Here is a 20,579-nt window from a genome sequence, read left to right on the forward strand (position 1 = left end):
TAGGTACAATTTAATCATTACACCATTTTTTACAAGCACTTATTTTTCTGCTACAAAGCACATTGTTCGAACCACAATCAGGGCAAATATGCTTATCTTGTTCATACTTTATTTCATATGTGCTTTTACAATTAGAACATGTAAATTTACAAAATGTAGTTCTATAATTACCTCCACTTATCCTTATAGCTTTTCCGTCTGTGAGAGCAATGGCTACCTTTTTTCTTGCACTATCTATAATGTTTTGAAAAGTTTGCCTTGAAACTTGCATCTTTTCTCCGCACTCTTCTTGATTAAGTTCTTCAATATCCTTAAGTCTCATTGCTTCAAGTTCTTCTACTTTTAAAACTATTTCTTCAATCTCACATTTAGGCTTTCCCCAAGGAACAAAATAAGTGTCTTCTGGAAAAAACTCTACTCTTCTAAATTTTATTGGTCTTGGCATCTTAATTCCCCCTGCATTTACTTATCAACCTAAATATTCTCTATTATATTACCTGTATTATTGTATAAAAATTTTTCGGCAAATTGTCGTTTTATTTCCTCAGAAGCACTTTTTCCTGTACAATGAGACACTCCTATAATTTGTATATCTTTTTCTTTAAAAAACTCAATTGTTTTATTTAACCTTTGCTCATCTGCTTCTATTAAATGAGTTCCCCCAACAATACCATATATGGGTAAACCAGTTCGCAGCATAATCGTCTCTAAAATATTAACTATCCCTACATGAGAACACCCTACAATGATAAATAAGCCCTTTTCACCCTTTACTACTAGTACTATTTCATCAGAGAAATTATCTAAAACATAATTTCCATCTTTTTTTATTTGAAATCTTTTATTGGGTAACTCAAAATCATTATTTCCTTTAAAATTGGTAAATATCATTATATTTTCAGTAATATAGAATATGTCTTGTTTAATATATTTTATATCAATATTATTCTTGTGGATATACTCTTTGTCAAAAGAATTACCAAGATACTTATCAGATTCCCCTTGTATTATTCCATATTTTTTATTAAAAAAACCGTTTCCTACAATTAATTTATATGAATTTGATGTTTTTTCAACAAGTTTTTTAAATCCTCCACTATGATCATAATGTCCATGGCTTATCATAACATAATCCAAACTGTTCAAGTCAATATTTAAAGTTTCAGCATTTTTAACAAAATCTCCACTCTTACCAGTATCAAATAATATCTTTATACCATCAATTTCAATATAAAGAGACAATCCATGCTCATTATATAATTTTTTATCTACACTAGGATTATCTTCTATAAGTGTTGTTATTTTAAAATCCATTATTTTCACCTACTCTCGTTTATTGTATACTATCTTTAACCATTATAAACACAAAATTTTCAATATATCTATTTTAATAATGCCTGAAGTTATCTATATTTCGCATTAGATTGCTTTCCTTCTTTAATTTACTGTATTATTTTTTTAAAATTAATAGTAAATAAGAGGTAGAACACTACCCCTTATTTACTAAATTTATCTGCATTTAAAAATAATTTTCCTTTCAAAAACCTTGTATTCTATATTTAAGAAACTCTACTTTTTACAAACTTTTTATCATACATTTATTAAATTAGCATTCTTATATATGTTCATGACAAACGGTACCTGTTGATTTTAATTCACCACTTATATATTTTTGTACTGCTTCATCACTAAGTCCTTGTGCACCAACTACTACCTCAATACCATTTTCATTAAATAAATTCTGTGCTGTTTCTCCCATGCCACCAGCAATAATAGTATTTACATTTAATTCTTTCAAAAATACTGGAAGTGCACCTGGTTTATGTCCTGGATTTGCAGAAAAGCTATTACTTATTATTTTGCCTTCCTCCACTTCATATATTGTAAACCCATCACAATATCCAAAATGTCCACTTACTTTATTTTCCTCACTTGCAACTGCTACTCTCATTAATAATTCCTCCCTTTATTTAAAATAGTCTTCTATGTACTATTTTAAAGTTTAAATAATTCTTTTATATTACTCCACATTTCCTCAATAGCTATTTCAGCTATACTCTCTTTGTAATAAGTAATTGGTTTTAGCTCATTTATAGATTTCATAACAACATCATCGTAAGGTATTTTACCCACTATTTTCAAACCTTTTTCATGAACGAAGTTCTCTATTTCTTTAGCTACTTCAATATTTATATCATATTTGTTTATACAAACCATAGTAGCTACTCCGAAAAATTCACATAATTCGACTACTCTTTTTAAATCTCCAAGACCTGATTTTGTAGGTTCTGTAACAGCGAGTACCGCATCGCTACCTGTTATTGTTGCTATAACAGGGCATCCAATACCTGGTGAACCATCTACTATAATTAATTTGCCCTCATCATTAAATTTTTTTCCGTTTTTTCTAAGACGGGTCACGAGCATTCCTGAACCATCACTACCTATATCCATCTCAGCCCTTGAAATTATACCTGAATCTAACTTAGTAATAAATGTCTCTGCTGTTTTTTCTGCTTTTAATCTTATAGCATTTTCTGGGCATATTAATGTGCAAGCGCCACATCCCTCACAAGAAAATAGTTCTATCTTACAATCTTTAATAGCTTCAAATTTGCATACGGTCTCACATTTACCACATTTAGTGCAAAGAGTTTCATCTATAACAGCTTTTTTACCACCTATAAATTCACTTTTATCAATATCATGGCCTTTATAAAACATATAAAGATTAGGTGCATCTACATCACAATCTATTCTTGTTACATCTTTAGCAAGTTCAGCAAGTGCTGTTGCAATTGTAGTTTTGCCAGTTCCACCTTTACCACTTAAAATAACTAGTTCCAAGATAACACCTCCTTTACTTGCTTTGCAATAACATCAAATAGTGTTTTATGATATAAATTATCATATAATATTTCTCCCTTAGAATAAAGCACTGCTGTACTTCTACTGTAAGGTATAGTACCTATGAGATTTATTTTTTCTTCTCTACAATATCTTTTTATTATATTATCTTTTTCGTCATCTTTATTTATAACTATACCAAAAGGTATGTTATACATTTTCACAAGTTCTACAGCCATTTTCAAGTCATGAAGTCCAAATTCAGAAGGCTCTGTAACAAGTATTGCTCCATTAGCATATTTTAATGCGTTTACTACATTACATGAGGTTCCAGGAGGGCAATCAATTAAATTAACCCCACTTGCAATATTTTTAAGTAGTTGTCTAATAATAGGGACTGCCATAGGTTCATTTATATTCAAAACTCCCCTACTACATTCTATGTTTCTCATTTTTCCACTTTCAATTTTACCTGTTTGTCTTTTTTTATATGTTATGGCATTATGTTTGCATGCAATTTCACAAGCTCCACATCCATGGCACAACTTCTCAAACAATAAAATTTCATCATTTACTTTTGCAAGAGCATTAAATTGACATGCATTTACGCAAGCTCCACAAGAAACACAATTGGCTTTATTTATAACCGGATACTCCACCATAACTTTTTCTATTTTGTCTACTTCAGGTTTTAAAAATAAGAAGCCATTTGGTTCTTCAACATCACAATCTATATAATTCGCCTCTAATGCAAGAGCAAGATTGGTAGAAACCGTAGTTTTACCTGTTCCTCCTTTTCCACTAAGAACTGCTATGTTCATATTCATTCTACTTACCCCCACCATGATATGCAGGACCAGACATTTTTATTTCTTCTAGCTCGCCTTTATTATATTTTTCAAGCGCTGCGCTTATACTTATACTCTCACATTTGTATGCTTTAATTCCGGCTTTTTCCATAAGTCCAAATGAATTAGGACCAAGATTACCTGTAATAACAACATCTATTTTTTCATCAATTATTTGATTGGATGCAAGAATTCCTGCTCCGGCACTAGCATCTTGACCCTTATTTTCTATAACTTTAAATTCTTCACTTTCAGTATCATGAATCTGAAAATATTCACATCTACCAAACCTAGTATTTAATAAATCTTCTTTAGTTTTTCCTGTTGATGAAATTACTATTTTCATTATTTTACCTCCAATGTTTTATTGTCTAACCTTTGTTTGTAAATTGGCATTTGCCACTTTCACTTTTTATTCTACTCTTATTATTAGTTATTGTCAAATGCCAATAATTTAATTAAAAAAAATAATAGTGTTACACAAAATATATTATGCTTCACTATAGGTTCTAAAATTGTTAACAACGTTATCGCATTATATCAATAACGTTTTTTTCATTAACAAAGATTCCTTTGAATTTTTCTATATTAAATCTCTTAGTAAATAAATCGCACTTGCATAAGAATATATAAAAAATATTCTTACCACATCCAAAAAGACTCTCAAAATTTCCTTGTCCCTTTGCAATTATTAAATCTGCATTTTCAATTGCCTGTTTTGAATTTATATTTATTTCATCTAATTGTGTACCAGGTATATCTGTTCCATTTTCTATAACATTAACTAAATTACAAAGACCAACTTTCTCTGCATCTATTATAGTTGCATCATTATATACAGGTTTTCCTCTTACAATAACATCTATAATTACATCTGGAAACATTTCTTTTATTATTTTAATAAATACTTTATCAAAAACAATTTCTCCTGCATTATCTACAATATATACTATTTGTTTAGCATTTTTTAATTGTTTTAAAAAGCTTTTATATTCAATAACATCTATTACTTGTTCTGAAGCATTTTTAATTAAATATTTTAATTGTCCAATGTCAACTTTGTCCATAGCCCCAAAATCTATAAAATTACCTACCATAGCATATTTTAGCGCTGTAAATAATTTATCATCTGAATTATAAATATAAGATAAAATCTCTTTTTCCATAGAAATTAAAAGTTCATTATATTCTTTTTTTATTTTATAATAAACATCGCCTAAATTTAAATCATTATTTAAAAATCTCATTATTTGTGCACTTAAATAAGGTGATGTATCATTTTTTTCGGACATTGAAATAATTTTAAACACTTGTTTCATGAATATCAGTTTCTTATCTTTATTAGTTTCATACTGATCAAATAGTGAATCTGCTTTTTTGATAGTACAGTAAATACATTCTAAGCTAACATCCATATTTAACCTCTCAAATTCATATTTCTACCATGTCTATGTCTATGACAAATACAATCATCACATTTTTCTTCATCTCCAAAATCACTGCAGAGCTTGTAATCCCCACCTTCTATTAGCAATACCTTACCATTTACTAAACTATCCGCAATTTTTCTGCGAGCATCATCATATATTCTTTGCACTGTTGAACGTGCAACTTCCATAACCTCTGCAGTTTCCATTTGATTTAATCCGTTCAAATCCATAAGTCTTATAGTTTCGTATTCCTCTACTGTCATTATTAATTGTTCACATGCATTTTCTAATACACCTATAGGCCCAAACTTATTAACTTGTGGTAAAGTACAAACTCTTCTCCCTTTTCTTGGTCTTGCCATTACTTACTTAACCTCACTCTCTTATTCTTATTATTAAAACATTTCATAATTGACTATAAACACCTGAATATTAAGAATATCAAAACCCTTCCAAAATCTATGGATAAACTATTCATATATATTCACTTCCGGTACATCTATTTTAATCTATATGTAAAAATTCCTTTATAGTTAATATGATTTATATTACTATCTTCATTTAGCCTTTCAATAACATCGCTAACATCAATACATTTTCTAGAATTCAAAAAACTTGTGATTTCAAACTGATTCATAGGGTGTCTTCTAATAATATTTAAAATAGCTTCATAATCATCTTGAATTTCGCTTTTAAATCCAACAGAAACTAAATTATCTATGGATATACCCCCTAGTATTTCAATAGCCTTATTCATGCTTTCACTGTTAATTGCTTTAACATATTCCTCAGCTGGAGGCCTTACAGGGGTATTTATATATAATCTATTATATTTTATTTTTTCAATCAATGATTTAAATTTTAAAAGTGAATTTTTATCATCATTAATTCCTTCTATCAACATTATTTCAAGCCATAATTCTCCTTTATATGTATTTGAAAAATCAACAAGCCCATTATAACACGTCATAAAATTTAATTCACCATGCGGTCTATTAATCCTTTTAAAAGTTTCTTCATCATAAGCATCTAAAGATGGCAGTATAATATCCGCTTGACTTAATTCTTTCTGAACCATTTTATCATAAAGCAATGCTCCATTGGTAATAACTACTACAGGTTTAGATGTAAGTTCTTTAATTTTACATATCAATTCACCAAGTTTTGAATAAAGAGTAGGTTCTCCCTCTCCCACTATTGTAACAACATCAAAATCAGATCCATTACCTAAATAGATTTTAAGTTCAGCAATAATATCAGAAACATCAAAAAATTCCATACGCTTGTTTGATAATTTATTTGTTCTCCCAAGTTGGCAATATATGCATGAATAATTACATGTTTTTTTAGGAATAGGACTTACTCCTAGAGATTCTCCTAGTCTTCTTGATGGTACAATACCATATACAAATTTTAATTTATTCATAATATATCCTCCACTAATTAAATTTAAATACTTTTTTTGATTATTTTATATTAATTGCAAGCTTTTTTCATACTTATTAGTCTACACTGTTTTTAATATGGTTATACCTTTACATATAACAAATAAGAGGTGATTAACCACCTCTTATTTATCATTGTGCTGTGTATTCATTTGATTGTTCATTAAACTAAGTTTATTTTCAATAATAGTTTTTTCCTCTGAAAGTAATTTTTTAGGATTTTCAGAATTCACTAAATTTTTAAAATTATCCAATAAAAAACTTTTTTTAGAACCTAATCCTAAACTAAGACCCAAACCTCCAATTACACCTACAACTTTAGTTATATTTCGTAGTCCACTTCCTGCTACTCTTCCGGTTCCTCTTCCATTTCTTAAGCCAAGACCTAATCTTCCCATCTCACCTACAACTTTAGTTACATTACAAAAACCCATTCCTCTTCCTGTTCTAGCTCCCATTCCATTTGGACCTGTACCATCTCTTCTTGACATAAATACATCTCCTTTTCATTTTAAATATTAGTATTTTTAATAGTTCCATAAACTACCTTATCAATAAATAAAACACCATCTAGATGATCAATTTCATGACAAAAGGCCCTTGCAAGTAATCCTATAGCTTCAATTTCTACATCTTTACCAATTTCATTGATAGCTTTAAGCTTTACTTTATATGGCCGATTAACCTCGCCTGTTATTCCCGGAATGCTTAAACACCCTTCTGTATCTTGTTGATTTCCATCTCTTTCTACTATTTCAGGGTTTATTAATTTCATAAGTCCATCCCCTATATCAACAACAATTACTCTTTTAAGTATTCCTACTTGTGGTGCAGCAAGTCCAACACCATTTTTTTTATACATAGTTTCTGCCATATCATCTAACAGCTGTAATGTTCTTTTATCAACCTTATCAACGTACTTTGATCTCTTTCTCAATACATCATCTTTTTTGTAATTAGTAATATATCTTAAAGCAATAGCGCATTCCCCCATCTTTTTATTTTCACTTCTATTATATATTTATGTAATAAATAAGGGAGTGTCAAAACACCCCTCATCCTATATATATTATTATACTCCATTTTGGGTATATGTCAATAACTTTTAATATTGATCTTATATAAGTTCAATCCTAGAATAATCAATAATACCTTTTTCATCAACGATTTCTTTATTAGCATGTACATATTCAATCTTACCTACAAACATTTCATGAGAACCAGTAATTATAGAGTCTACCACTGTACATTCTATGTTTATAGGACAATCTGCTAATAATGGCGCATTTACTTTTGTTCCTTCTTCAACTTTAATGTTAAGTTTTGAAAATTTATCTTCATCCCTACCACTGTGACTACCCAAATAGTCAAACATTTCCTTTTGGTCTTTTGTAGAAATATTTACTACAAAGCAACCTGTTTCTTTTACAATTTTATGTGAATAGCGTGAAGGAACAATGCCTACCATAAGCATTGGTGGATCATAACTACAATTACAACAATATGCTACAACTAATGCATTGTTTTTACCATCTTTTCCTCGACAAGATACTATTATTTTTGGCATTGGTTGAAGACTTGAACTCATATTCCCTTTAACTTTACTCATAACAAACCCTCCATCTATAATTATTTGAAAAAGTAAATAAAGGGTGATAAATCACCCTTTATTTATTTATTTATCATCTTGAGAAGTATTCAATTGATTATTTATTATATTGAGTCTATTTTCAAGATTAATTTTTTCTTGTGCAAGTAAATCTTTAGAGTTTACAACATTAATTGGATTATTAAAACTATTCATGCCATAACCCATTCCACAACCGCCTCTGCGGCCTAAACCTAATCCCATTCCTAAGCCTCTAGCAACTCCGGTAGCATTAGTTACGTTACAAAATCCCATTCCTCTTCCTGTGTTTGATCCCATTCCCATTGGACCTGTACCATCTCTTCTAGCCATGAAAACATCTCCTTTATTTTTTTGTTTTGGGCATTTGCCCCTTACAACTATTATTATACTCTGTTTTGGGTATATGTCAATAACTTTATTAAAATAAAACCTAATATACCACAAAAAGCAGAAGGTTGTATTAAACCTTCTGCTTAGATATACTAGAATATTTTATAAATAGTGAATTGTTTCCTAAACCCTTTTTAGTATTTATAACAATTTTAAATCTTATTTAATTCTACATATAAACATTCATGAAAAACCATATTAAGTTCATTTTGTTTACCCTTATTTAAAACTTGTGGATCATAAGAACCTGGTTGAAACCATACATTTTCTATTTTACATTCTACAACATCATCTAAAGCTTTTAGTGCTAGTGTAGGATTCACTATAATATTTACCGCATCTACTTTCTCTGGCAGTTCCTTTAATGAATGATAAATTTTAATTCCATTTATTTCGTCGTATTTAGGGTTTATACCGTATACTGTATATCCTTTTTCTTTAAGTTGCATTAATATTTTATATCCAAATTTACTTTCATTTGGTGATGCTCCAATTAATGCCCATTTCTTCATTTTTACCATTTCATCTCTTAGTATTTTTATATCTTTCATATATAATTCCTCCTGTATTTTAATTAGTGGAAACCCATTCAATAAATGCTACTTAAATAGTTAGCAGAAGCTTTACTGCATAGTACTATTTAGTTTTCCTATTATTTCATTAAGATTAAGGTTGTACTTGTCTACTATGTATTCGATAGACTCAAATAAATTAACACATAGTAAGCATTCTCCTAAAGCAGTATCATATTCATGAAATACAGCCTCAGTTTCAGGATATTTTTCAACTATATCTAATAATATGGTTTTTGGTGTAATCATTTAATTCTACCTCCTAATAATATCCAATGTATTTGTTTTTACAACGATTGGTTTTATATATAGACTATAAATTATATTTTAATCGATTTTCAACCCATTTTCAACTCAATTAAATAAGAGGTGATAATTCACCCCTTATTTACTAAATATTTTGTTAGTTAATTTTACATACCATGCAGCTGATTGTACTTGAATCACAAATGCCAATAATATAATTATCACAGCTTACGTTCCTTGTTCCTTAAATGCAGTCATGGCTATAGCTAAACACAATGAGAGGTTTCTCATAACCGTTCCATATACAAGTAAAATATCATCTTCTTTATTAAACATCATTCTTGCAACTACTGTGCTAAAAATAAAATTAAATAAATATAGAAGTATTAATGGAAATAAAATTCTGATAATAAGCATTGGATTATTAAATAAAATTTTTACATTCAATGTAACCATCATAGGGTAAACCATGAGGAAGGTAAGAGGCATTATCCATTGTTTAAAAAAGGCAACATTGAATATGCTACCTACTGTTATCCCAAGTATCATAAATATTGGTATGCTTATTATTAATTTCTTTTGCATTAGTGCTAGTAATTTCCAAACTTTTGTGATTAATTATCATCCAAATTTCTACAATATATAAATCTATTTCATTTTTATTAATGCTTCTAGTGCTGCTGCATTTATTGGATATGCAACTGGTGAAGCTGTAAGTAGTGGATGAGTTGCCACTTGGAAAGTATTAAGTTCATTTGCTGTTAAGCCTTTCTGTATTGATAGACTTAATATATTAATCATTTCACCAACACTCTCTCCTCCAGATATTTGTGCTCCTATAAGTACTCCAGAAGTTGCTACAAATAATAGAGTTAATGCCATTTTACTTGTTCCTGGAAGTGAGCCAGGATGCTTGTCCATAGTTGTAGATTTTCCTACAATTACTTTAAACCCCTCTTCTTTTGCTTGTCTTTCTGTAAGTCCAGCAGCTGCAAAAGATTTATTAAATACCTTTGTTGAAAAAGCACTAATTGTTCCTTTATTTTCTCGTATATATCTTAATCCATATAAATTAGAAGCTGCCACTTTTGCTTCCATAACAGCAACAGATGCAAGCAATATTGGAATATCTTTATTTGTAAAAAAGCATCTTTTTTGAGCACAATCTCCCTCTGCAAAAATATCTTTTTCACTTGTTCTCATATATTCGTCTACAATTATTGCACCTTTTTCATTTACTTTTAATCCTGCATCTTTAGCAAGGCTTGAATTATGAACTACACCCATACCTAAAATAACTGCATCCGCTTTTATTTTTTCTCCATTTTCAAGTTCAACTTGTTCAACTTTTTCATTACCTAATATATTTTTAACTCTAATGCCTGCTTTAATATTTATGCCATTTTCCTTCATTTCTTGTTCAGCAATGTCACAAACATCATTATCAAAAGCTTGCCATAAACATTTTTCAGCTACTTCTATGATAGTCACATTTTTCCCATCTTTTTTTAATTGTTCTGCAAACTCTACACCGATAAATCCTCCGCCTATAACTACTATATCCTTCATATTAGCCAATTTAATTAACATATCATTTAAATACTCTTCATCCTTTATGATGGGAAATACGTTATTTAAATCATAGCCTTTAATAAATTTAGGTATAACTGGAAGTGAACCTGTTGCTATTACAAGTTTGTCATAATTAATTTCATCATTGTTTGCTAAAGTTGCAATTTTATTTTCCTTATCAATTTTTACAACTTCATCTATTAAAAGTTCTACCCCCGCATCTATAAGCATTGTATCTGGTATTCTATTTTTACTTGCATCTTTTAATGTTCCAAAAATGTATGGTATTCCACAAGGAACCATAACTGTTTTATTTTTTCTTACAATCAACACTTTTTTATCATCGTACACCTTTTTTGCTGTTGTAGCAGTAAGTATTCCCGCTGCACTTCCCCCAACTATTAATATATCAGTTTTAATCATTATTATTCCTCCAATGTTTTTGCTATATTTTTTACTATGTAAATAACCACTAACTTAAACCATCCATTACGATAACTTGTACCTATTTTATACAATTATATATGCTATTTAAAATAGAATCACTCTTTAAATATTTAACATTTCTTTCATGTACCTATACCGCCTTTAGGTATATTATAGCATATGCCAATATTATGTCAATAGAACATTGACATTTCTTTGTACTTTCAATATATATCCATAAGAATTATTAAATAAAATTTCCTTATACTTAAATTTAATAATTTATGAACATAAAAAAACTGTGGAATGAGTTTTCCTCATCCACAGTTCTAATAGTATCTATAAATAATATTTAATCGTTACAATGTCCTTCATGTTCATGTTCTTTGCAGACACTACCTGTTGATTTTAATTCACCATTTATATATTTTTGTACTATATCATCACTTAGTCCTTGTGCCCCAACTACTACTTCAATACCCTTTTCATTAAATAAATTTTGTGCCGTTTCTCCCATACCACCTGCTATAATAAGATTTACATTTAATTCCTTCAAAAACACTGGAAGATATCCAGGTTTATGTCCAGGATTCGGGGTAAAATTCTTATTTGCTGTTTTACCTTCTTCTACCTCATAAATTGTAAAACCCTCACAATGTCCAAAATGTCCACTTACTTGTTTTCCATCACTTGCCACTGCTATTTTCATTTATAATTCCTCCTTATATTTTAATTCAATAAATTTACATACCTTTATTTACGTGCAGGACCTGACATTTTTAACAGTTCTAGTTCACCCTTATCATATTTTACAAGAACTGAGCTTATAGCTATATTTCCACACTTATATGCTTTAATTCCAGATTTTTCAATAATTTCAAAAGCATTAGGTCCAAGATCTCCTGTTATTATAACATCTACATTTTCATCTACTAACTGATTAGATGCAGCAATCCCAGCTCCACCACTAGAAGTTTTGCCCTTGTTTTCTATAATTTTAATATCTCCACTAGTCGTATCATGGATTTGAAAATATTCGCATCTTCCAAAAAATGACTCTAATAAATCTTTGGTAGTTTTTCCTGTTGACGATATTGCTATTTTCATTATTTTCCCTCCAAATCATTTATTATATTTGTTACTATAGGCTTAAAAATTAATTCAAGACTTTCATTTTCACTTTCAAATCCATGCTCTGCTAGGTTACTTATGCTACTTAACATAGGAATATCTGCTAAAAGTTTTAAGTCCATTTCCTTTAAAAATTTATCTGTACCTTCGCCATTAAAAAGTTTTATTTTCTTGCCACAATCAGGACAAGTTATATAACTCATATTTTCAATAACACCTAAAACATTAATATTCATTTTTTTTGCCATATTTACCGCTTTTGATACTATCATAGAAACAAGGTCTTGTGGTATAGATACCATAACTATACCATTAATTGGAATAGTCTGCATTACTGTTAATGCTATATCACTTGTACCTGGAGGCATATCAATTACTAAGTAATCAAGATCTTCCCAAATAACGTCTGTCCAAAACTGCTTAACCACATTCGATAACATAGGACCTCTCCAAATTACAGGATCATCTTCTTTTTCTGTTAAAAAATTTAAAGACATAACTTTTATACCATCGCTAGTTTCAACAGGTAATATGCCCTGTTCATTGTTGGTTGCTCTTTTGCCTTTAAGTCCAAGAAGTCTAGGAACACTTGGTCCAGTTATATCAGCATCTAATACTCCCACACTATATCCAAGACTCTTTAACTGCTTTGCAATAAGAACAGCTACGGAAGACTTACCAACTCCTCCTTTACCGCTCATAACTCCAATTATTTTCTTTACATTATTTAAAGGATTATTTTCAATCATACAATTGGCCTTATCCTTTGAACATCCATCACTTGATGGACATGTATTACACTCTGCCATGAAATCATCTCCTATATATATATATATTAACATTTTTCCTTTTAATATTACTCTAATTACTTATTATTGTCAAATGCCAATAACCCATATTTTCCCATTATAATCCACTTTAATCTTCTACATTCTCTTTCTCTTGACATTGTAATTTTTCTTTACATTCACTACATATTCCTACAAAAATAATATTAGAATCGTATATTTCTAAGTTTTTTTCTTTTTCCATTTTTTTATTCAATTTAAGATAGTCAAGGTTTAAGCTTTGACTGTCTAAATCAATAATACTACCACATTTACAACATTTAAAATGAATATGCAAAGGCTTTCCACTAAATATTTTCATTTCGTAATAACTTATACCATTAATATTTATTTCTTTAACAATTCCTAACTCATTAAATACTTTCAAGGCTCTATAAACGGTAGCAAGTCCTATATTTTTGTCTTTTATTCTTTCATATATCTCTTTTGCATTTAAATGAGTTTTGTAATCTAAAATAGTTCTAAGTATCAATTGCTTTTGTGAAGTAAATTCATAGCCATGGTTTTTTAATATCTTTTTAAAAGACATGAAATCATTATTCATAAAATCATCCTTTTTCATTATTCATTATATTAACCCTACTGTATATGTTCATGACAAACAGTCCCCGTTGATTTTAATTCACCATTGATATATTTTTCTACTGCATCATCACTAAGTCCCTCTGCACCAACTACTACTTCAATCCCATTTTCGTTAAATAAATTTTGTGCTATTTCTCCCATGCCACCTGCAATAATAGTATTTACATTTAACTCCTTTAAAAATACTGGAAGATACCCAGGCTTATGTCCCGGATTTGCAGTAAAATTCTTATTTATTAATTTACCTTTTTCTACTTCATATATTGTAAACCCATCGCAATAACCAAAATGTCCACTTACTTTTTTTTCTTCGCTTGCAACTGCTATTCTCATAAATAAATCCTCCTATATTTTAATTTAATGACTTTATTAAATCTCAATCTATAATATTATTGTTTATCCTTGTATGATTATGCATCACTTAAAAGAAATGCACTGAATCCTACCATAAAATACTATCTTATATTTATAATTATTATACTACTCCTATTATTAGTTATTGTCAAATGCCAATAAACTTTATATAAAAACTCAACACTTATTTTTATTGGCATAATCAAACACATGAAATTTTTTAAAAATATCAAGTAAACACAGAGCGAAACATTTCACTCTGTGTTTACTTGATATTTTAAGAAAACTGATAAATAATAATATTGGAAAATAATAATATTGGAAAATAATAATATTAAATATGCCTATTAAATATTTTTTCAAAATCAGCTTTAGGTCTAAATCCAACTATATTTTCTACCGCTTTATCACCATTAAATACCATAATGGTTGGTATACTTGAAATTCCAAATTGATTTGAAATCATAGGATTTTTATCTACATTTACTTTAACAAATTTTATCTTTCCAGCATATTGTTTATCTAATTCTTCCATAACAGGTCCAACCATTCTACATGGTCCACACCACGGTGCCCAAAAATCTACTACTACTAGGCCATCATTTTCAGTTACTTCTTCACTAAAAATATTATCATTTATTTCTTTCATTTAAAAAACCTCCATTTTTAATATTTATTTATTTATTGTTTGTAAAATATTTTCATCTCTCATGAATTTATCTTTAAGCTTCTGCAAGCTGTATTGCTCCCATAGGACAATACTTTACACATTTACCACACTTAGTACACTTATCTTCTAGCACAGTAGGTGCATCAAAGCCTACTTGCTGTAGAGCATTTACTGGACATACTCTCACTGATGGACACGGATGATTTTCTGGACATCTACTGTTAATTATTTTAATTTTCATAACCTTCACCTCTCTTTTATACCCATACCGGGTATGTAAGACTATAATAACATATGTAAAACTTATCTGTCAATAACTATTTTTTTATATTTGTGTATTAAAAACCTTAAGCTAAAAATTCGAAAAAAATAAAAATTAACTATGGCAAATACTATAAATACCACAGTTAACTTTTAATTCATAATACTAAATATTGCTTTAGTTAAATTTTTTATGTTTTGTTCTTTTGCTAAGCAACTTAGTCGCCATAAAGAATATTATGTACGTACCCACCGCTACAATTATTATAGAGGCTCCAGAAGCAATATGAATCTTATATGATATAAAGAGTCCTATTAATGAAAATGATACTCCAAATAGAATGGAAAGTCCCATGATTTTCTTTAAATCATATGTAAATATTTTAGAGATAGCCGGTGGAACAGTTAAAAGTGCAATTATAAGTATTATGCCTACTACCCTTATAAGTACAACTACACTAAATGCTATAAGTAAAAAGACTATATACTCCATTAGTTTAACGTTAATTCCAACTACTTTAGAAAATTCCTCATCAAATAGATAAGCTTTTATATTATTAAAAAATGCTATTACTATAAAAATAACAGCAGAATCCAAACCAGCCATTATATATAAATCTATTTTAGAAACAGTAAGTATATCTCCAAATAAATATGATGATATATCTGGAGGATATCCTGGGGTAAGAGAGATGAATATAATTCCAAGTGCCATACCTAGTGACCAAAACATTCCTATAATAGTGTCAGTATTTACCTTTGACCTTCTTTTTATCTCAACTATTCCAAACGATGATACTACTGAAAATATTAAAGCACCAATTATGGGTTCTATTTTTAGAAAATACCCCATACCCACACCACCAAATGCTGCGTGTGCTATACCGCCACTCATCATTACAAGTTTTTTTTCAACTATTATTGTTCCGATAATGCCACATATTATGCTTGCTAGTACTGCACAAATTATAGCATGTTGCAAAAACGTATATTTAAAAATAGCCTCTATCATTTATTTACCTCCTGATGGTTTCTAAACACTCTATGAGGCACATCACCATGAGATATAGCATCTACTGGGCATCCGTAAACTTTATCCATTATATCTTTATCAAGCTCAGGTTCTCCATGATAAAATAGCTTCTGATTTAAACAAGCTATTTTATCTATATAAGAAAATACAAAGCCTGTATCATGAGTAACCACTAATATAGTCATCTTTTTATTAAGATCTTTAAGTAATGAATAAATGCTAGTTTTTGATTGTACATCAAGACTAGCAGTTGGTTCATCTAAAAGTAAAAGTTTAGGTTCAGTACAAAGTGCCCTTGCTATTAATACTCTTTGCATCTGACCACCAGAAAGTTGTCCTATCTGCCTATTCCTCAGTTCATATATTTCTAACATATTCATTACATTATTAGCAAATTCCATATCTTCTTTTGAATATTTATGAAAAAAATTCATACCAAATCTCAATCTTCCCATAAGTACAACATCAATTACATCAATAGGAAAATTTTTTTCAAACTTTGTAAATTGAGGTACGTATCCTATGGAATTTCTTTTATTATTTGGATCCTTACCGTATACTTTTATTTCACCTAAGGTAGGTTTAATTAATCCTAGTATTGCTTTTAATAGTGTTGATTTTCCTCCTCCATTTGGACCTAGTATTGCAATAAATTCTTTATCCTTTATAGTAAGATTTACATCTTCTAAAGCATTTAAATTTTCATAATATATGCTTAAATTTTTTATCTCAACTGCATTCATTTTAATTACTCTCCATCGCTTGTTTAAAAGTTCTTGCCATTTTTCCTAAGTTATTTATATAATCTGCTGAAAGTGGTTCTACCATTTCAGCCTTTCCATCAATTTCTGAAGCAAAAGTTTTAGATTGTTTACTATCTATTTCTGCTTGATAGAATATAGCTTTTATTCCTTCTTTTTTTGCAAAATCTATTGTCTTTTGAAGATCATCTATAGTTGCTTCTTTTCCTTCTTGTTCAAGTGATACCATTTCTAGTCCATATTCATCTGCAAAATATCCAAAAGCTGGATGGTAGCATATAAATGATTTTTTCTTAAGTGACAGCAAAGATGCTTTTGTATCACTATCCAGTTTATCAAGTTTATTTATATAGTTCTTACCATTTGTTTCATAAAAGCCTTTATTAGTAGGATCTTTTAATGAAAGCTCTTTTACTATTTCCTCTACCATAACTTTTGCTCTTTTAGGTGAAAGCCAAATATGAGGATCTCTCTCTCCAGAGGCGAATTTTCTATCGGGATAAACCTTTGAAACTGCATCAGCCATATTAACTATTTTTATATCATTATTAAAATCCTTTATTTTAGGCAGTATACTTGCACTTTCAGTAGGTACACCTATAGTAAAATATACAGAGGCACTACTAAGACTTTCCATAATATCTGGATTAGGTGCAAAATTTTCCGGACTTTTTCCTGGTGGTATCATAGTAACAATATTAACCTTATCTCCGCCAACAGCCTTTACAAAAGTTTCTTGTGGAACTATAGAAACGGCTACACTAAGTTTTTCTTTTATATTATTATCACTAGTCTCTTTGTCAGCACTACATGCAGAAAAAAATATAGCAGAAAAAATAATAGAAAATAACAATAGTTTCTTACTTGTTTTTAACATTTAACAACCTCCTATGCTATGTAAATACAATTCGTTCGCATTTACATTCATTTATAGTATACTCTTTTATTAAATTTTTTCAATATTAAAAATGTTACTTTTATAATATTTTAAAAGCAACCTTCTTTATAATAAACAAAATACCATTTAAATGATCAATTTAGTTGTAAAATACGTGTGAATAACTTTATTAATTGGAATAAAAGATGGTTCTTGCGTGGCAACCTCGTTTTAACAATAATCCCCTTTTATATATCAAATAAGGGGTGGTAACCCACTCCTTATATAAAGTGATTTACCACCCTTTATTTAATTGTTTTTTTATTTGGTTATTTATTTATTATCTTCAGAAGTATTTAATTGGTTATTTATCATATTAAGTCTATTTTCAAGAGCAGCTTTTTCTTCTGAAAGTAAATCTTTTTGATTTACAGGATTTATTGCATTATTAAAACTATTCATTCCTAAACCCGTTCCAAAACCACCTCTACGACCTAACCCACTAATTGCGCCTATAGCATTAGTCACATTACAAAATCCCATTCCTCTTCCTGTTCTTGCTCCCATTCCCATTGGACCTGTACCGTCTCTTCTTGACATAAAAACATCTCCTTCATTATTTTAAACATTTATCACTTACACCTACTGTTATATTTTCAGGGTATATGTCAATAACTTTAGATGTAAATTTTATTAATACATTATTTTTTTTATTAACTGAATATTTGAATTCAGACTTGCTTAGATCTTATTTATCATTCTTAGAATTATCTAATTTATTATTTATGGAATTAAGTCTATTTTCAAGATTAATTTTTTCTTCTGCAATCAAATCCTTTTGATTTTCAGGTGAAACTGAATTATTAGAAATATTTCTACCTAAACCCATTCCTCTTCCTGTTAGTGGCCCCTTTCCCATTGGACCTGTACCATCTCTTCTAGCCATGAAAACATCTCCTTTTTTTTGTTTTGGACATATGCCCCTTACAACTACTATTATACACTGTTTTGGGCATATGTCAATAACCTATGTTATAAGTTTTAAAAAAACTTCATATTTATCTGTACAAAATAATAGACTATACTATTATTTATATAAAATAATAATATAGTCTATTAAATGATAAATTTTAGTTTTTAATTTATTATTATTGTCTTGCTGTTAATCCTAATTACTTATTTTTCTAGAAGTTTATCATTCCTATAATGCTGTAATGCAATTGCATATTCGAATCTTTTCTTTTGCATACTGCAACCAATTTCATAAGGCTTTTTAATATCTCCAGTAAAATTATAATTATTAGCTTGGCAACCTCCACTACAATAGAACCTTGCCCAACATTTTTTACAATCTGGTTTATTATATATATTAGATTTTCTAAACTCTGTTGACATTTCTTTCTTTTTAATGCCATCATAAACATTTCCCATATAGAACACTTTATTTCCTACAAATTGATGACAAGGATATATGTCTCCTTCTGGAGTTACTGCAATATATTCAAAACCAGCTCCACAACCAGATATCCTTTTATAAATACATGCTCCTCCATTAATATCAATATTAAAATGATAAAAAATAACATCATCATGCTTTAATAGTTCATTATAAATTTTGTCATACTCTTCATATATTTGTTCTAAGTACTCTTTTTTTATAGATAGTGTATTATCTGGTGGCAAAACCACTGGTTCAATTGAAATTTCTTTGAATCCAAGATCTATAAAATGTTTGATATCTTTATGAAAATCTAAATTTTGAGATGTAAATGTACCTCTTATATAATATTGTTTTTTAGATTTAACTCTTCTTTCAACCATGCTCTTTATTTTAGGAAGAATATCATCATAGGTACCTCCACCATTAATTCTTACTCTTATACTATCTTGTATTTCTTTCCTACCATCAATGCTCAAAACAACATTCACCATATTTTCTTCCAAATAATCCATAATATCTTCAGTTAATAATGTAGCATTAGTAGTGATTGTGAATCTGAAATTTTTATTATATTGTTTTTCTATACTTCTTGCATAAGTAACTGTTTTTTTAACAACATCCATATTTAAAAGAGGTTCCCCACCGAAAAAATCCACTTCTATGTTTACTCTTGTACCTGAATGTTCAATTAAAAAATCAATACTTCTTTTAGCAATATCAAAACTCATTAATATTTTTTGCTGATCATAGCCTTCTCCATCAGCAAAACAATATTTACATCTTAAATTGCAATCATGTGCAATATTAAGACATACAGCTTTTATATAATCAGGTTCACTCTCAAAATTTTTAGCAATAGGTTCATACTTGTCTTCAGAATATAATTGCTCCTTTTGTATAAGTTCTTCTATCTCGTCATAGCATTCATTTAAAACAGTTTCATCATATTTTCCGTTAAACTTTTTTAGAACATTGCTTCTACTTTCAATACCATTTTCATCAGCTATATCATAAACAATCTCATCTACTACATGAATAGTTCCGGAACTTACGTCTAAAATAAAATAATCCTCATTAACTTTAAATTTATGTATATCATTCATTAAATTATTGTCCTCTCTTCATTTGCTGTCTTATTTTTTAAAGAATACATTCTTAAAAATCTACAATAAATAAGGGATGATACCCAACCCCTTACTTTCTTCCCAGTCT

General features: G+C 29.0%; 30 protein-coding genes. All 30 read right to left on the reverse strand.

Going from position 1 to position 20,579, the window contains the following annotated elements; all coding sequences use genetic code 11:
- Positions 1 to 10: 10 nt before the first annotated feature.
- The 30 genes from ACREVU_RS20540 to scfB all read right to left on the reverse strand — a co-directional run bounded on the left by ACREVU_RS20540 (position 11) and on the right by scfB (position 20,470).
- The gene (locus ACREVU_RS20540; RefSeq protein WP_431553464.1) at positions 11 to 445 is read right to left on the reverse strand and encodes a DUF134 domain-containing protein; all 435 of its coding nucleotides are present in this window, start codon (positions 443 to 445) and stop codon (positions 11 to 13) included.
- 29 nt (positions 446 to 474) lie between these two features.
- The gene (locus ACREVU_RS20545) at positions 475 to 1,314 is read right to left on the reverse strand and encodes an MBL fold metallo-hydrolase (RefSeq protein WP_431553465.1); all 840 of its coding nucleotides are present in this window, start codon (positions 1,312 to 1,314) and stop codon (positions 475 to 477) included.
- 301 nt (positions 1,315 to 1,615) lie between these two features.
- Positions 1,616 to 1,951, reverse strand: a complete 336-nt coding sequence (locus ACREVU_RS20550) for a NifB/NifX family molybdenum-iron cluster-binding protein (protein WP_431553466.1) — start codon at positions 1,949 to 1,951, stop codon at positions 1,616 to 1,618.
- Positions 1,952 to 1,995: 44 nt separating this feature from the next.
- On the reverse strand, positions 1,996 to 2,847 hold the full coding sequence (locus tag ACREVU_RS20555; RefSeq protein WP_431553467.1) for an ATP-binding protein: 852 nt from the start codon (positions 2,845 to 2,847) through the stop codon (positions 1,996 to 1,998).
- Complete coding sequence (locus ACREVU_RS20560; protein WP_431553514.1) at positions 2,838 to 3,668, reverse strand: P-loop NTPase; 831 nt, start codon at positions 3,666 to 3,668, stop codon at positions 2,838 to 2,840. The genes ACREVU_RS20555 and ACREVU_RS20560 overlap by 10 nt, the downstream gene beginning before the upstream one ends.
- A 7-nt stretch (positions 3,669 to 3,675) precedes the next feature.
- Complete coding sequence (locus ACREVU_RS20565) at positions 3,676 to 4,041, reverse strand: NifB/NifX family molybdenum-iron cluster-binding protein (RefSeq protein ID WP_431553468.1); 366 nt, start codon at positions 4,039 to 4,041, stop codon at positions 3,676 to 3,678.
- A 181-nt stretch (positions 4,042 to 4,222) separates the two neighbouring features.
- On the reverse strand, positions 4,223 to 5,110 hold the full coding sequence (locus ACREVU_RS20570; RefSeq protein ID WP_431553469.1) for a damage-control phosphatase ARMT1 family protein: 888 nt from the start codon (positions 5,108 to 5,110) through the stop codon (positions 4,223 to 4,225).
- A 2-nt stretch (positions 5,111 to 5,112) separates the two neighbouring features.
- Positions 5,113 to 5,487, reverse strand: a complete 375-nt coding sequence (locus ACREVU_RS20575; RefSeq protein ID WP_431553470.1) for a DUF134 domain-containing protein — start codon at positions 5,485 to 5,487, stop codon at positions 5,113 to 5,115.
- Positions 5,488 to 5,624: 137 nt separating this feature from the next.
- The gene (locus tag ACREVU_RS20580; RefSeq protein ID WP_431553471.1) at positions 5,625 to 6,551 is read right to left on the reverse strand and encodes a radical SAM protein; all 927 of its coding nucleotides are present in this window, start codon (positions 6,549 to 6,551) and stop codon (positions 5,625 to 5,627) included.
- A gap of 144 nt (positions 6,552 to 6,695) precedes the next feature.
- A complete protein-coding gene (locus tag ACREVU_RS20585; RefSeq protein ID WP_431553472.1) occupies positions 6,696 to 7,061 on the reverse strand; it encodes a DUF5320 domain-containing protein in 366 nt (121 codons plus the stop codon).
- 20 nt (positions 7,062 to 7,081) lie between these two features.
- Positions 7,082 to 7,549 carry a peptide deformylase gene (gene def, locus ACREVU_RS20590; RefSeq protein ID WP_431553515.1) on the reverse strand — a complete coding sequence of 156 codons (468 nt, stop codon included), beginning with the start codon at positions 7,547 to 7,549 and terminating at the stop codon, positions 7,082 to 7,084.
- Positions 7,550 to 7,687: 138 nt separating this feature from the next.
- Complete coding sequence (locus ACREVU_RS20595) at positions 7,688 to 8,179, reverse strand: flavin reductase family protein (RefSeq protein ID WP_431553473.1); 492 nt, start codon at positions 8,177 to 8,179, stop codon at positions 7,688 to 7,690.
- Between the two features lie 66 nt (positions 8,180 to 8,245).
- Positions 8,246 to 8,530, reverse strand: a complete 285-nt coding sequence (locus ACREVU_RS20600; protein ID WP_431553474.1) for a DUF5320 domain-containing protein — start codon at positions 8,528 to 8,530, stop codon at positions 8,246 to 8,248.
- A gap of 212 nt (positions 8,531 to 8,742) precedes the next feature.
- Positions 8,743 to 9,141 (reverse strand): CoA-binding protein, encoded by a 399-nt coding sequence (locus tag ACREVU_RS20605; protein WP_431553475.1) that lies wholly within the window; start codon positions 9,139 to 9,141, stop codon positions 8,743 to 8,745.
- A 72-nt stretch (positions 9,142 to 9,213) separates the two neighbouring features.
- Positions 9,214 to 9,411 carry a hypothetical protein gene (locus tag ACREVU_RS20610; RefSeq protein WP_431553476.1) on the reverse strand — a complete coding sequence of 66 codons (198 nt, stop codon included), beginning with the start codon at positions 9,409 to 9,411 and terminating at the stop codon, positions 9,214 to 9,216.
- 225 nt (positions 9,412 to 9,636) lie between these two features.
- Positions 9,637 to 9,993 carry a hypothetical protein gene (locus tag ACREVU_RS20615; RefSeq protein WP_431553477.1) on the reverse strand — a complete coding sequence of 119 codons (357 nt, stop codon included), beginning with the start codon at positions 9,991 to 9,993 and terminating at the stop codon, positions 9,637 to 9,639.
- A 63-nt stretch (positions 9,994 to 10,056) separates the two neighbouring features.
- The gene (locus ACREVU_RS20620) at positions 10,057 to 11,403 is read right to left on the reverse strand and encodes an FAD-dependent oxidoreductase (protein ID WP_431553478.1); all 1,347 of its coding nucleotides are present in this window, start codon (positions 11,401 to 11,403) and stop codon (positions 10,057 to 10,059) included.
- Positions 11,404 to 11,758: 355 nt separating this feature from the next.
- On the reverse strand, positions 11,759 to 12,115 hold the full coding sequence (locus ACREVU_RS20625) for a NifB/NifX family molybdenum-iron cluster-binding protein (protein WP_431553479.1): 357 nt from the start codon (positions 12,113 to 12,115) through the stop codon (positions 11,759 to 11,761).
- A gap of 44 nt (positions 12,116 to 12,159) precedes the next feature.
- Positions 12,160 to 12,513 carry a NifB/NifX family molybdenum-iron cluster-binding protein gene (locus tag ACREVU_RS20630; protein ID WP_431553480.1) on the reverse strand — a complete coding sequence of 118 codons (354 nt, stop codon included), beginning with the start codon at positions 12,511 to 12,513 and terminating at the stop codon, positions 12,160 to 12,162.
- Entirely contained in the window at positions 12,513 to 13,346 is an 834-nt protein-coding gene (locus tag ACREVU_RS20635; RefSeq protein WP_431553481.1) for an Mrp/NBP35 family ATP-binding protein, read from the reverse strand. The genes ACREVU_RS20630 and ACREVU_RS20635 overlap by 1 nt, the downstream gene beginning before the upstream one ends.
- A 109-nt stretch (positions 13,347 to 13,455) precedes the next feature.
- Positions 13,456 to 13,929, reverse strand: a complete 474-nt coding sequence (locus ACREVU_RS20640) for a Fur family transcriptional regulator (protein ID WP_431553482.1) — start codon at positions 13,927 to 13,929, stop codon at positions 13,456 to 13,458.
- A gap of 35 nt (positions 13,930 to 13,964) precedes the next feature.
- Complete coding sequence (locus ACREVU_RS20645; protein WP_431553483.1) at positions 13,965 to 14,303, reverse strand: NifB/NifX family molybdenum-iron cluster-binding protein; 339 nt, start codon at positions 14,301 to 14,303, stop codon at positions 13,965 to 13,967.
- A gap of 355 nt (positions 14,304 to 14,658) precedes the next feature.
- Positions 14,659 to 14,973, reverse strand: coding sequence for a thioredoxin (gene trxA, locus ACREVU_RS20650; protein WP_431553484.1), 315 nt, complete (start codon positions 14,971 to 14,973; stop codon positions 14,659 to 14,661).
- Between the two features lie 73 nt (positions 14,974 to 15,046).
- Positions 15,047 to 15,235, reverse strand: a complete 189-nt coding sequence (locus ACREVU_RS20655; RefSeq protein WP_431553485.1) for an ATP-binding protein — start codon at positions 15,233 to 15,235, stop codon at positions 15,047 to 15,049.
- A 198-nt stretch (positions 15,236 to 15,433) separates the two neighbouring features.
- Complete coding sequence (locus ACREVU_RS20660; protein WP_431553486.1) at positions 15,434 to 16,267, reverse strand: metal ABC transporter permease; 834 nt, start codon at positions 16,265 to 16,267, stop codon at positions 15,434 to 15,436.
- A complete protein-coding gene (locus tag ACREVU_RS20665; protein WP_431553487.1) occupies positions 16,264 to 17,031 on the reverse strand; it encodes a metal ABC transporter ATP-binding protein in 768 nt (255 codons plus the stop codon). Before ACREVU_RS20665 ends, ACREVU_RS20660 begins: the two co-directional genes overlap by 4 nt.
- Before the next feature lies 1 nt (position 17,032).
- A complete protein-coding gene (locus tag ACREVU_RS20670) occupies positions 17,033 to 17,926 on the reverse strand; it encodes a metal ABC transporter solute-binding protein, Zn/Mn family (protein WP_431553488.1) in 894 nt (297 codons plus the stop codon).
- Positions 17,927 to 18,259: 333 nt separating this feature from the next.
- Complete coding sequence (locus ACREVU_RS20675; RefSeq protein WP_431553489.1) at positions 18,260 to 18,526, reverse strand: DUF5320 domain-containing protein; 267 nt, start codon at positions 18,524 to 18,526, stop codon at positions 18,260 to 18,262.
- Between the two features lie 148 nt (positions 18,527 to 18,674).
- Positions 18,675 to 18,872 carry a DUF5320 domain-containing protein gene (locus ACREVU_RS20680; RefSeq protein WP_431553490.1) on the reverse strand — a complete coding sequence of 66 codons (198 nt, stop codon included), beginning with the start codon at positions 18,870 to 18,872 and terminating at the stop codon, positions 18,675 to 18,677.
- Between the two features lie 230 nt (positions 18,873 to 19,102).
- Positions 19,103 to 20,470 carry a thioether cross-link-forming SCIFF peptide maturase gene (gene scfB / locus ACREVU_RS20685; RefSeq protein WP_431553491.1) on the reverse strand — a complete coding sequence of 456 codons (1,368 nt, stop codon included), beginning with the start codon at positions 20,468 to 20,470 and terminating at the stop codon, positions 19,103 to 19,105.
- Between the last annotated feature and the right edge of the window lie 109 nt (positions 20,471 to 20,579).

The sequence above is a fragment of the Clostridium sp. genome, assembly GCF_050717535.1.
GTDB lineage: Bacteria > Bacillota > Clostridia > Clostridiales > Clostridiaceae > Clostridium_AD.

Bases quoted from the DNA above. Each gene is read 5' to 3' on its own strand.
- ACREVU_RS20540 (WP_431553464.1), bottom strand. From the start codon at position 445: ATGCCAAGACCAATAAAATTTAGAAGAGTAGAGTTTTTTCCAGAAGAC.
- ACREVU_RS20545 (WP_431553465.1), bottom strand. From the start codon at position 1,314: ATGGATTTTAAAATAACAACACTTATAGAAGATAATCCTAGTGTAGAT.
- ACREVU_RS20550 (WP_431553466.1), bottom strand. From the start codon at position 1,951: ATGAGAGTAGCAGTTGCAAGTGAGGAAAATAAAGTAAGTGGACATTTT.
- ACREVU_RS20560 (WP_431553514.1), bottom strand. From the start codon at position 3,668: ATGAACATAGCAGTTCTTAGTGGAAAAGGAGGAACAGGTAAAACTACG.
- ACREVU_RS20565 (WP_431553468.1), bottom strand. From the start codon at position 4,041: ATGAAAATAGTAATTTCATCAACAGGAAAAACTAAAGAAGATTTATTA.
- ACREVU_RS20570 (WP_431553469.1), bottom strand. From the start codon at position 5,110: ATGGATGTTAGCTTAGAATGTATTTACTGTACTATCAAAAAAGCAGAT.
- ACREVU_RS20575 (WP_431553470.1), bottom strand. From the start codon at position 5,487: ATGGCAAGACCAAGAAAAGGGAGAAGAGTTTGTACTTTACCACAAGTT.
- ACREVU_RS20580 (WP_431553471.1), bottom strand. From the start codon at position 6,551: ATGAATAAATTAAAATTTGTATATGGTATTGTACCATCAAGAAGACTA.
- ACREVU_RS20585 (WP_431553472.1), bottom strand. From the start codon at position 7,061: ATGTCAAGAAGAGATGGTACAGGTCCAAATGGAATGGGAGCTAGAACA.
- ACREVU_RS20595 (WP_431553473.1), bottom strand. From the start codon at position 8,179: ATGAGTAAAGTTAAAGGGAATATGAGTTCAAGTCTTCAACCAATGCCA.
- ACREVU_RS20600 (WP_431553474.1), bottom strand. From the start codon at position 8,530: ATGGCTAGAAGAGATGGTACAGGTCCAATGGGAATGGGATCAAACACA.
- ACREVU_RS20605 (WP_431553475.1), bottom strand. From the start codon at position 9,141: ATGAAAGATATAAAAATACTAAGAGATGAAATGGTAAAAATGAAGAAA.
- ACREVU_RS20610 (WP_431553476.1), bottom strand. From the start codon at position 9,411: ATGATTACACCAAAAACCATATTATTAGATATAGTTGAAAAATATCCT.
- ACREVU_RS20615 (WP_431553477.1), bottom strand. From the start codon at position 9,993: ATGCAAAAGAAATTAATAATAAGCATACCAATATTTATGATACTTGGG.
- ACREVU_RS20620 (WP_431553478.1), bottom strand. From the start codon at position 11,403: ATGATTAAAACTGATATATTAATAGTTGGGGGAAGTGCAGCGGGAATA.
- ACREVU_RS20625 (WP_431553479.1), bottom strand. From the start codon at position 12,115: ATGAAAATAGCAGTGGCAAGTGATGGAAAACAAGTAAGTGGACATTTT.
- ACREVU_RS20630 (WP_431553480.1), bottom strand. From the start codon at position 12,513: ATGAAAATAGCAATATCGTCAACAGGAAAAACTACCAAAGATTTATTA.
- ACREVU_RS20635 (WP_431553481.1), bottom strand. From the start codon at position 13,346: ATGGCAGAGTGTAATACATGTCCATCAAGTGATGGATGTTCAAAGGAT.
- ACREVU_RS20640 (WP_431553482.1), bottom strand. From the start codon at position 13,929: ATGAATAATGATTTCATGTCTTTTAAAAAGATATTAAAAAACCATGGC.
- ACREVU_RS20645 (WP_431553483.1), bottom strand. From the start codon at position 14,303: ATGAGAATAGCAGTTGCAAGCGAAGAAAAAAAAGTAAGTGGACATTTT.
- trxA (WP_431553484.1), bottom strand. From the start codon at position 14,973: ATGAAAGAAATAAATGATAATATTTTTAGTGAAGAAGTAACTGAAAAT.
- ACREVU_RS20655 (WP_431553485.1), bottom strand. From the start codon at position 15,235: ATGAAAATTAAAATAATTAACAGTAGATGTCCAGAAAATCATCCGTGT.
- ACREVU_RS20660 (WP_431553486.1), bottom strand. From the start codon at position 16,267: ATGATAGAGGCTATTTTTAAATATACGTTTTTGCAACATGCTATAATT.
- ACREVU_RS20665 (WP_431553487.1), bottom strand. From the start codon at position 17,031: ATGAATGCAGTTGAGATAAAAAATTTAAGCATATATTATGAAAATTTA.
- ACREVU_RS20670 (WP_431553488.1), bottom strand. From the start codon at position 17,926: ATGTTAAAAACAAGTAAGAAACTATTGTTATTTTCTATTATTTTTTCT.
- ACREVU_RS20675 (WP_431553489.1), bottom strand. From the start codon at position 18,526: ATGTCAAGAAGAGACGGTACAGGTCCAATGGGAATGGGAGCAAGAACA.
- ACREVU_RS20680 (WP_431553490.1), bottom strand. From the start codon at position 18,872: ATGGCTAGAAGAGATGGTACAGGTCCAATGGGAAAGGGGCCACTAACA.
- scfB (WP_431553491.1), bottom strand. From the start codon at position 20,470: ATGAATGATATACATAAATTTAAAGTTAATGAGGATTATTTTATTTTA.